This window comes from Nostoc sp. NZL (assembly GCF_015714705.1).
Taxonomy (GTDB): domain Bacteria; phylum Cyanobacteriota; class Cyanobacteriia; order Cyanobacteriales; family Nostocaceae; genus Nostoc; species Nostoc foliaceum_A.
Window position 1 is genome coordinate 51,530 of the sequence record NZ_WBKL01000156.1, and the last position, 9,973, is coordinate 61,502.

The following is a 9,973-nucleotide window of genomic DNA, read 5'->3' on the forward strand; positions in this document are numbered from 1 at the left end:
TTATTGCTTTTTTGCAACGTTAGAATAAGTACTTTAAATGGTTACCCAATCGAAATTTCAGTTCGTTTAAGTAGCAAAAAAATATTAAGTAGCAAAAAAAATTATGAAATTACCAAATGGGCCACAAATCCCAGCTTTTTTACAGATACTGCGTTGGATTGCTAGTCCAATGTCATTCATGGAAGATTGCGCCAAAAGCTATGGCGAGATTTTTACTCTCAGATTAGATAAAAATCTTCCTCCTTTGGTGATTGTCAGCAACCCCCAAGCGCAACAGCAAATTTTGACAACTGATACCAAGGAATTAGAAGCCCCTGGCGATCTGAATAAGGTGTTTGAACCTTTGCTGGGCAAGCGTTCTGTGATTAGCATTAGCGGCGCAGAACACCAGCGTCAACGCCAGTTGTTAATGCCTCCCTTTCACGGCGAAAGAATGCGGAATTATAGCCAAGTAATTACCGATGTCACCAAGCAAGTTATCAGCCAATACCAGATAGGTAAGCCCTTTAATATTCGGTCTGCTACTCAAGCTATTACCCTGCGAGTGATTATGCAAGCTGTGTTTGGGCTATATGAAGGGTCTCGCGCCGAAAAACTACAGAAATTTTTGGGCGATCTTTTAGAAAAAGCTAGTTCTCGGTTAAGTGTGGCTTTGCTTTATTTCCCCGCTTTGCAAAGAGATTTTGGCCCGATTAACGTCTGGGGAAACCAGATGCGCCTTCAGCAAGAAGCTGACGAACTTATCTATGAGGAAATTCGGGAACGTCGAGAACAACCAGATTCATCACGCACAGATATTCTTAGCTTACTCATGGCTGCTAGAGATGAAGCAGGCCAACCCATGACTGATGAAGAGTTGCGCGATGAATTGATGACTCTGTTAGTCGCCGGTCACGAAACCACAGCGACAGCCTTAGCATGGGCATTCTATTGGATTCACAAAGTACCATCAGTACGCCAAAAGCTACTCCAAGAATTAGATGGCTTGGGCGATGACCCAGACCCCAGCACCGTTTTCAAATTACCTTATCTCAACGCTGTTTGTTCTGAGACATTGCGGATTTACCCAGTTGCTATGCTAACTTTTCCCAGAAAAGTAAGAACCCCGATATCGCTGGGCGGTTATGAACTAGAACCGGGTACAGTCCTACTTGGTTCTATTTACCTGACCCACCAAAGGGAAGATATTTATCCAGAACCTAAGCAGTTTAAGCCAGAACGTTTTTTAGAACGGCAATTTTCTGCCTATGAATATTTGCCATTTGGAGGTGGTGCTAGGCGTTGTATTGGTCTAGCATTTGCCCAGTTGGAAATGAAGCTAGCACTTGCCGAAATCCTTTCTAGCCTAGAATTAGAGCTAATTGATAATGGTGAAGTGCGACCTAAACGCCGTGGTTTGGTGACAGGGCCAGATCGTCCTATTGAGATGGTTGTCACGAGTCAACGTCAGGTGAAGTCTCCCATTCTCCAGACAACCACTGCTTGATGCTGGGGGGTTTAATGGTTGCGTTGAGCAAATTTTAAACTTCCATCTATACATTTAGATAGATTTTCAATGTTTTTACATAATCCCCTATAGTCCTCTTTTAATCAGGACTATAGGGGATTTTAATATATTGCAACTGTAAAAAGAATGGCTTTTAAAACTGAATACGTATACCAATATAGGGCACTTTTACATCACCAAAAGACGTAATTTCAGTGGGTGTGCACTCTAAATATTTTTAGGGAACTTTTCCATAAATGCGTCCAAATATTCAGCAAGAATATTATTATTATCATTGTAAAAGCTAATGGCGTTTATTTATTAAGACGATTTAACTAGTGGTATTCTACTCTAGAAAAATACCAAAAACACTTTTCCAAGCTTGCTCTAATTCCCTAGTTTTTAAGGAGGGCTAGGGATGATTAATTCTTATACCAAGCATATTGGATTAATCGCAGCTTAGTAAATTATAAAAGTATCGAAGAAACAATGAAAGTACTTGAGAAGATAAGCACACTAGAATTGCTACAAACTCTGCAATTAATTGCTCAACCCACAAAAACTCTAGAAAAGCATTCTGCCAAGTATGGTGACGTTTTTACAATGCGGGTAATGGGTTTAAAGTCACCACCAATAGTATTTTTTAGCCATCCCCAAGCAATTAGTGATTGTTTTGCTATACCTGCACAAAAGTTAGATTTTAAGAAAGCAACCCATGTATTTAAACCTTTGTTTGGAGAAAATTCTATTGTATTTCAAGAAGCGCGATCGCACCAACAACAGAGACAGTTATTACTACCAGCCTTTCATGGCGATAATTTAAAATCTTATGGACAAGCCATTTGTAAAATAACTGAAGAAATTACACAAACCTGGACATCAGGTACAGATATTTGTATACACAATTTAATGTCAAATATCACATTAGACATTATTTTACAGGTAGTATTTGGTATTACTCATGGTGCGCGTTACCAAGAATTAAAAGAAAAATTGAGTTCTTTGTTAGAAGATATAACTAAACCTTGGTATTCCAGCTTGTTTTTCTTTCCTTCGCTTCAACAAGATTTAGGTACATGGAGTCCTTGGGGAATATTCCTCAAGAGACGAGAGCAAATTGACAAACTCATCTATGCAGAAATTTCTGAAAGACGTTCGCAAAATGATGCTACGCGTACAGATATTCTCACTATGCTGATGTCAGCGCGTGACGTAAATGGACAACAGATGACAGATGAAGAATTACGCGACCAACTAGTTTCATTATTGCTGTTGGGTTATGAAACTACATCTGGCGTATTAGCCTGGATATTTTATCTAATTCACTCTCACCCAGAGGTGAAACATCGGCTAATGCAAGAACTAAACACTTTAAATGGTCTCACAAACCCTGAAGCAATTACACAATTACCTTATCTCACCGCCGTCTGTCAAGAAACACTGCGAATTCATCCTATTGCTTTAATTTGCACACCGCGAATGGTAAAAGATAGAGTGGAAATTATGGGACAGAAATTTACATCAGAAACAGTTTTAGTTCCTTGTATTTATTTAGCACATCGCCGAGCCGATACTTACCCAGAACCAGAACAGTTTCGTCCAGAAAGATTCCTCAACCACAAATTTTCACCTTATGAATATTTACCCTTTGGTGGAGGTTATCGCGGTTGCATTGGTGCAGCCTTTTCCATGTATGAACTAAAATTAGTAACAGCCATAATATTATCGAATTTTCAACTAACCCTTACTGATAAACGTCCAGTGCATCCAGTCCGTCGTGGTATTACGATTGTCCCTAGCGGTGGTGTAAAAATGGTTGTTACCGAAAAAGCAAAACTTAAAAGACAAACAATACTTTCTACTTGATTACTCAATCCTCCAATTTGCATATACCGTAATGTAGATCCGCTCCTTAGCATCTAGCCTTTACAGTAACTAGTAAGACGACATTTAGGAGCTTACTAATTCATGCCTGATGAGCATCGGTTGGAGGAACAATTTCTATCCCAGGAAGCTGAAAGAAGAATATCTGAAAAGCTAGATGAAGCAGAAAAAATAGAAATAGATGTACAAACCGATCTGTTAAAAATAGTTCAGGGACAAGCGGATGGAGTTTCGGTTGCAGGAAAAGGATTAGTAATCCAAGAAGACATCCGCATACAGGAAATAAAACTACAAACAGATAGTATTGCTATCAATCCATTAAGCGCTATTTTTGGTCAAATAGAACTCAATGACCCAGTAAATGCCATTGCTCGCATTGTACTCACAGAAGTAGATATGAACCGCGCCTTGGCATCAGATTTTGTTAGCAGCCAGATGCAAGATTTTGATTTGGATGTAGATGGTAAAATTGTGAGTTTTGAGGCACAAAAAATTGAGGTATTTTTACCTGGTGATGGCAAAATAGAATGTAGGGGAAGAGTGTTTTTAAAGGAAATGGGAAATACTCGCCCTTTGGCTTACACTGCGATCGCACGTCCACGGACTCATTCACAACCCGCGATGCTGGAAAGTTTTAACTGCACTGAGGGAGGGGGAATTTCCATAGAAGTAGTTACAGCTATAATGCAGAAAGCCAAAGAATTGATGAATATACCATATTTTAAATGGGAAGATATGGTGTTTCATATTAAAGATATCAAAGTAGAAACTGGTAGTTTAATCCTGATGATAGAAACTCAAGTAAAGCAAATACCATCATCGTCAAATTTAGCATCTCTTTAGTTAGTAGTATTGGCAGTAATTAAAGATAATTTTTGTTACTAGAGGATGATGTAAAAGTAGTAAAATGTTTCTACTATTTAGAAAGCTACTTATTTCTAAATTCCAACTATGCAAGAGTATGATGTTGTCCTTATCGGTGCTGGACACAATGGGTTAGTTTGTGCAGCTTATTTGCTAAAAGCTGGTTATAGCGTCCTGTTACTGGAAAAGCGTTCTGTTCCAGGTGGCGCAGCAACAACTGAAGAATGTTTACCGCAAGAGGCTCCTGGATTTAAATTTAACTTGTGTGCAATTGACCATGAATTTATTCACTTGGGGCCAGTTGTTGAAGAATTAGAACTAGAAAAATACGGCTTACATTATCTGGAATGTGATCCAGTTGTTTTCTGCCCTCACCCTGATGGTAAGTATTTTTTAGGACATAAGTCAGTGGAAAAGACTTGTGCAGAAATCGCCCGTTACAATGAACGTGATGCCAAAAAATACGCAGAATTTGTAGACTATTGGCAGCGAGCGATCGGTGCAATGATTCCTATGTTTAATGCACCGCCAAAGTCAATTATAGATATCGTTGGCAACTACGATATCAAAAAATTCAAAGATTTATTTTCGGTTATTGGTTCGCCAAACAAAACGCTGGACTTTATTCGCACCATGTTAACCAGCGCCGAGGATTTACTTAACGAGTGGTTTGATGAGGAATTTCTGAAAGCGCCACTAGCTAGACTAGCATCAGAACTTGGTGCACCGCCATCGCAAAAAACCCTTGCCATTGGTGCAATTATGATGGCGATGCGTCACAACCCTGGAATGGCAAGACCGCGCGGCGGAACTGGCGCACTTGTGCAAGCTTTGGTGAATTTAGTCACAAGCAAAGGTGGCGTTATTCTCACAGACCAGCATGTTGAAAAAGTTTTAATTGATGATGGAAAAGCCGTTGGTGTACGAGTGGCTGGTAACACCGAATATCGCGCTAAATACGGCGTTATTTCTAATATTGATGCCAAGCGGTTATTTTTACAAATGACTGATAAAAGTGATATCGATGGAGCCGATCCTGACTTATGGGAAAGATTAGAACGCCGTATCGTTAACAACAACGAAACCATCCTCAAGATAGATTTGGCTTTAGACGAACCACTGCGTTTTCCATACCATGCGCACAAAGACGAATACCTCGTTGGTTCCATCTTGATTGCCGATTCCGTGGCTCATGTAGAACAGGCTCATAGTAAATGTAGCTTAGGAGAAATTCCTGATGCTGACCCATCAATGTATGTGGTGATGCCTAGCTACTTAGACCCCACATTAGCACCACCAGGTAAGCACACTGTATGGATTGAATATTTTGCCCCTTATCAAATTGCAGGTGCAGAAGGCACTGGTTTAAAAGGTACTGGTTGGACAGATGAATTGAAAAACAAAGTTGCAGATAGGGTGGTTGAGAAATTGGCAGATTATGCACCGAATGTCAAGAATGCAACGATCGCCCGGCGTGTAGAAAGTCCAGCAGAACTAGGAGAAAGATTAGGTGCGTATAAAGGGAATTATTACCATGTTGACATGACCCTAGATCAGATGGTATTTTTCCGTCCCTTGCCAGAAATAGCCAACTACAAAACGCCAATTGAGAATCTATTTTTGACTGGTGCAGGAACTCATCCAGGTGGTTCCATTTCGGGAATGCCGGGACGTAATTGTGCCCGCGTGTTTTTGCAGGCAAAACATCCTATTAGCCAAACTTTAAAGGATGCGCGGGATTCGATTAAATCAACTGTAGAGTCGGTATTTGGCATTAATTAGGTTTTATGTAAAGAGGAAAGAGGCAAAGGCGCGAAGTAAGGCTTTGCCTCTTTGTGTTTTTACATCAGTTTCTTTGTTGCATCATGCCCAACGTGCAGTTGAAAGTTGTGTTTGAGTTGGCTGAAGATGGTTGCAGATAGCAATAAAGTTGCTTGAAGTATTAAGCAAATAACAGCATCTTTTAGTTAAAAAATAGGACAATCGCACCCTTGTTAATTAAAAGGGAAATTATCACACGAGTGCGATGTCTACGACGGGCTACGCCTACGCTACCTACATAGCAACACAAATAATTGTTTTTTGAGTTAAATCAATTTCTAAGCAATTGCTTTATGTGTATTTAATATGATAATGTAACATACGCTTGAATTTAATAAGCTTATATGCATGCATCATCAACAAAGTTATTTCTCAAAATATAAGGAAATTAATGGGTAAAAACTAGTGTATTTTGATAATGTTCAAAAAAAGAACAACTTTTAACATCATCTTATAAGTTTTGTAGGTACAGCATGGTTTTTCGGCGCTGCTTCGTTGCATCTGGATTGATAGTTTTCTTCGCATTTGGCTGTAGTGGTGGGGCAAACTCATCGACAGAAAATACTAAACAAGTTGTGCAAGAAAATAATGTAACCCAGCTTTTTATAGAAGCGAAGGCTACCCAGAAAGCAGAAGATTTCTTTCATCAAGGTAATAATTTATTAGATGGACAACGTTACGAAGATGCAATAAAAGCATACGAGAAAGCGATCGCTATCAAAACTGAGAGTCCCGAAGCTTGGATTAACCGTGGCATTGGCTTAACATCGTTGCAACGCTACAAAGACGCTCTCGCATCCTACGATACTGCGATCGCTATCAAACCCGACAAATATGAAGCTTGGTATAATCGTGGTATAGCCTTGACATCGTTGCAACGCTACAAAGATGCTATTGGATCTTACGACAAAGCGATCGCCATCAAACCCGATAAATATGAAGCTTTAATTAACCGAGGCATTGCTCTGACAAAGCTACACCGCTACAAAGATGCTATTGCATCTTATGATAGAGCGATCGCTATCAAGCAAGATTTACACCAAGCATATTACAACAAAGCTTGCTCTTATGCTTTACAAAGCAATCTGGAATTAGCAATTGAGAATCTAGATAAAGCAATCAAGCTTGTTCCTGATAAATACAAGAAATTAGCAAAAACTGACCCAGACTTTATCAAAGTGCGTAGTCAAAAGCAGTTTCAGGAATTGCTGCAATAGTCTGTTGTAACCACCGCTCAGTGTAGAATATAAGCCAATACAGTTCAGATAAGACCAAAACCCTTGTAGAGACGGCGATTTATCGCGTCTATAAAATTAACCCAAGCGTATTAGAATATAAGCCTGCTGTAGAAAGGTATTTTTCTTGAGCGGTTTACGGTTAGACATGAAAAAATTGTTAATCACCGGGGCAAGTGGTTTTTTAGGATGGCATCTTTGCCAGCTTGCAAAACCAGAATGGGAGATTTATGGCACTTATTTATCCCATCCTTTAGAGATTCCTGGCATTAAAACATTAAAAGCAAACTTAACAAATTTTCAGGAATTGAAGCGCATCTTTAATGATGTCAAACCAGAAGCAGTTATTCATACTGCTGCACATTCGCAACCAAATTTTTGTCAAACCAACCCCAAAGAATCACACGCAATTAATGTTATTGCATCCTGCAATATTGCCGCACTTTGTGCGGATAACTCTATTCCTTGTACTTTTACCTCAACCGACTTAGTTTTTGATGGTTTAAATGCCCCATATCAAGAAACAGATGCCGTGTGCCCCGTCAATCTTTACGGTGAGCAAAAGGCGATCGCAGAAGCAGATATGCTAGAAAGATATCCCATGACAGCAGTGTGTCGAATGCCCTTGATGTTTGGTGCAGCAACACCCACAGCTAAAAGCTTTATTCAGCCATTTATTCAAACTTTAAAAGCCGAAAAAGAACTAAATTTATTTATTGATGAATTTCGCACCCCAGTAAGTGGAAAAACTGCCGCTAAAGGACTTTTATTAGCATTAGAAAAAGTTAACGGCATCATCCACTTAGGTGGAAAAGAGCGGATTTCGCGTTATGATTTTGGGCAGCTATTAGTTGAGGTATTTCAACTTCCTAGTAATGGTCTGAAATCCTGCCGACAACAAGATGTGAAAATGGCAGCGCCTAGACCAACAGATGTTTCTTTGGATAGTTCCAAAGCATTTGCATTGGGGTATCAGCCTTTATCTCTAAGGGAAGAATTAGAAATGCTACAGGTCCTTGCACTTAAAGAATACGACTTAGACAAAAATTCAGCCCATCAATAAGCGGAAACAGTTTCTGGACTATTGGCGATCAATTGCTTGGTTTTTATCCCGCAGATTCAATAAGAATCACTTCCTCTCTAGGAATATATCTACCACTATAAGCAAGACGCACTTTTCCATCTTGGGCAATATCATTGATTTCTTCTCCCTTCGGATTCCACCAATTGGGTGCATCCATCCAGGTGCATCTGTCACCTATTTTGAGTCTTTGTATTCTACTTGCAGTTTCCTAGCTCCAATTTTGTATTGGATTGAGTATATTGTAAGGAATTATTTCTGTTTTAATTATCTTTATGCAGGTGGTATTCCCTTCTTCTTTTTCTAATTCAGTCTTTTTGCATGAGCTTGTCGTAGATATAAAATCTGCTTCTGAGATAAATAAGTTTTTAAAGTCTATCCACTCATAACGCTCTGCATTTTGCCATAGCAAGACAACTTTTGCTCTATGGGTATCAATATCAAACTCTATTGTAGCCCCTATATCTCCCTGATGTGTTTGACAGAGTAACTTGAGTTTCTGAAGTAACTCTAAATCTAATTTTGCTAAAGGTGTTTCATATCTCTTTGTATTATCGTCATCACCATCAAATCGTTCGACTGTATCGCTCACATATGAAATAGAAGGCTTGCCAGTAAAACCCATGTCAAATATTATAGGGTCTTTGAGTAGTTTTTCATGTTCAAGTATTGCTTGATATATAACTTCGGCTGTTGTGTCTGTAGTTACATTACTGATTTCGTTATGTCTGTTTATAAGCTTATGCTGATTAAATTGAATGTCTCCATATATATCTTTTCGCTCTATATAAGTAAATCCGGTTCTAATATCTTCAAAGTACGTGATTTCATGATAAGTTGCAACTTTTTGAATATCCTGAGCCATTCCATAAGCTTCCAGGCATGAAGCTAACAGTACTGCCTGAGTTGCACCCAGACCACCAACACCTTTACCCCATTCATCAGCAGATCCTCTTCTGCTGATTTCCCCAATTGCGTAAATTGTTGCTCCTACATAGTTGCTTTTGTCTTTCTCTACCCTTGTGGTAATAGAATTAAAACTTGTAGGAGAAGTCTGTATTTCGTAATTTAGAAAACCTGCTCCTTTTTTATTAACAAGTGCAATATCAGTCCTTCTGCCAGGATATTGGTATTCTTGAATTGACTCAAATTTATCTTGTTTAAAGTAGATTTCAGTAGTTGCATTAAGTATATTTTCTGCTCTACTTTTGGCATATTTATGTACTGCACTTTCGCTTCTAGTACTGACAAATTGATTGCTGATACAATCAATTTCTGTTTCTTGTACTTCTTCTATATTGACGTTATGAGAAAAATGTCCACAAACCCAGAATGATGTTTCTTTGCGTGTTTTGTGGTGCGCTTTTTTATAGAAAAGTGGGCGATCGCAGAATATACATGTGAAAATTTCATCCTTATCATAGAGGCTCACTTGAGCATCAACAAAAATACGGTTCTTATTTAATGCGTATCGAACCATATATACTAAATTCCATAGCTAAGTAAAAAATTGTCAATAGCTATAAGATATTATACTAATTTTTTGTAAAATTACACTGAATAATTACCTAAATCGGAGAGAAGGCTCCCGCCATAATCTCT

The 9,973-nt window shown here is 38.8% G+C and carries 8 protein-coding genes; 6 read left to right on the plus strand and 2 right to left on the minus strand.

Annotated features, from left to right (window positions below; translation table 11 throughout):
• Positions 1 to 103: 103 nt before the first annotated feature.
• The 6 genes from F8R90_RS22390 (at position 104) to F8R90_RS22415 (ending at position 8,353) form a co-directional block, all read left to right on the plus strand.
• Positions 104 to 1,486: a cytochrome P450 gene (locus F8R90_RS22390; protein WP_196512511.1), complete on the plus strand. Its 1,383-nt coding sequence runs from the start codon at positions 104 to 106 to the stop codon at positions 1,484 to 1,486.
• Positions 1,487 to 1,975: 489 nt separating this feature from the next.
• A complete protein-coding gene (locus F8R90_RS22395; RefSeq protein WP_196512512.1) occupies positions 1,976 to 3,352 on the plus strand; it encodes a cytochrome P450 in 1,377 nt (458 codons plus the stop codon).
• Positions 3,353 to 3,454: 102 nt separating this feature from the next.
• On the plus strand, positions 3,455 to 4,213 hold the full coding sequence (locus F8R90_RS22400) for an LmeA family phospholipid-binding protein (RefSeq protein ID WP_196512513.1): 759 nt from the start codon (positions 3,455 to 3,457) through the stop codon (positions 4,211 to 4,213).
• A gap of 108 nt (positions 4,214 to 4,321) precedes the next feature.
• Positions 4,322 to 6,016: a beta-carotene ketolase CrtO gene (crtO, locus tag F8R90_RS22405; RefSeq protein ID WP_196512514.1), complete on the plus strand. Its 1,695-nt coding sequence runs from the start codon at positions 4,322 to 4,324 to the stop codon at positions 6,014 to 6,016.
• Between the two features lie 512 nt (positions 6,017 to 6,528).
• Complete coding sequence (locus F8R90_RS22410) at positions 6,529 to 7,272, plus strand: tetratricopeptide repeat protein (protein ID WP_196512515.1); 744 nt, start codon at positions 6,529 to 6,531, stop codon at positions 7,270 to 7,272.
• Positions 7,273 to 7,438: 166 nt separating this feature from the next.
• Entirely contained in the window at positions 7,439 to 8,353 is a 915-nt protein-coding gene (locus F8R90_RS22415) for an SDR family oxidoreductase (RefSeq protein ID WP_196512516.1), read from the plus strand.
• A 43-nt stretch (positions 8,354 to 8,396) separates the two neighbouring features.
• On the opposite strand, the gene F8R90_RS33530 is transcribed toward F8R90_RS22415, so the two are convergent.
• The gene (locus tag F8R90_RS33530) at positions 8,397 to 8,531 is read right to left on the minus strand and encodes a hypothetical protein (RefSeq protein WP_269141786.1); all 135 of its coding nucleotides are present in this window, start codon (positions 8,529 to 8,531) and stop codon (positions 8,397 to 8,399) included.
• Positions 8,532 to 8,582: 51 nt separating this feature from the next.
• Positions 8,583 to 9,851 (minus strand): hypothetical protein, encoded by a 1,269-nt coding sequence (locus F8R90_RS22420; RefSeq protein ID WP_196512517.1) that lies wholly within the window; start codon positions 9,849 to 9,851, stop codon positions 8,583 to 8,585.
• Positions 9,852 to 9,973: the final 122 nt, after the last annotated feature.

Coding starts and splice junctions, on each gene's coding strand:
- F8R90_RS22410 (WP_196512515.1), top strand. CDS start 6,529: ATGGTTTTTCGGCGCTGCTTCGTTGCATCTGGATTGATAGTTTTCTTC.
- F8R90_RS33530 (WP_269141786.1), bottom strand. CDS start 8,531: ATGGATGCACCCAATTGGTGGAATCCGAAGGGAGAAGAAATCAATGAT.
- F8R90_RS22420 (WP_196512517.1), bottom strand. CDS start 9,851: ATGGTTCGATACGCATTAAATAAGAACCGTATTTTTGTTGATGCTCAA.
- F8R90_RS22390 (WP_196512511.1), top strand. CDS start 104: ATGAAATTACCAAATGGGCCACAAATCCCAGCTTTTTTACAGATACTG.
- F8R90_RS22415 (WP_196512516.1), top strand. CDS start 7,439: ATGAAAAAATTGTTAATCACCGGGGCAAGTGGTTTTTTAGGATGGCAT.
- F8R90_RS22400 (WP_196512513.1), top strand. CDS start 3,455: ATGCCTGATGAGCATCGGTTGGAGGAACAATTTCTATCCCAGGAAGCT.
- crtO (WP_196512514.1), top strand. CDS start 4,322: ATGCAAGAGTATGATGTTGTCCTTATCGGTGCTGGACACAATGGGTTA.
- F8R90_RS22395 (WP_196512512.1), top strand. CDS start 1,976: ATGAAAGTACTTGAGAAGATAAGCACACTAGAATTGCTACAAACTCTG.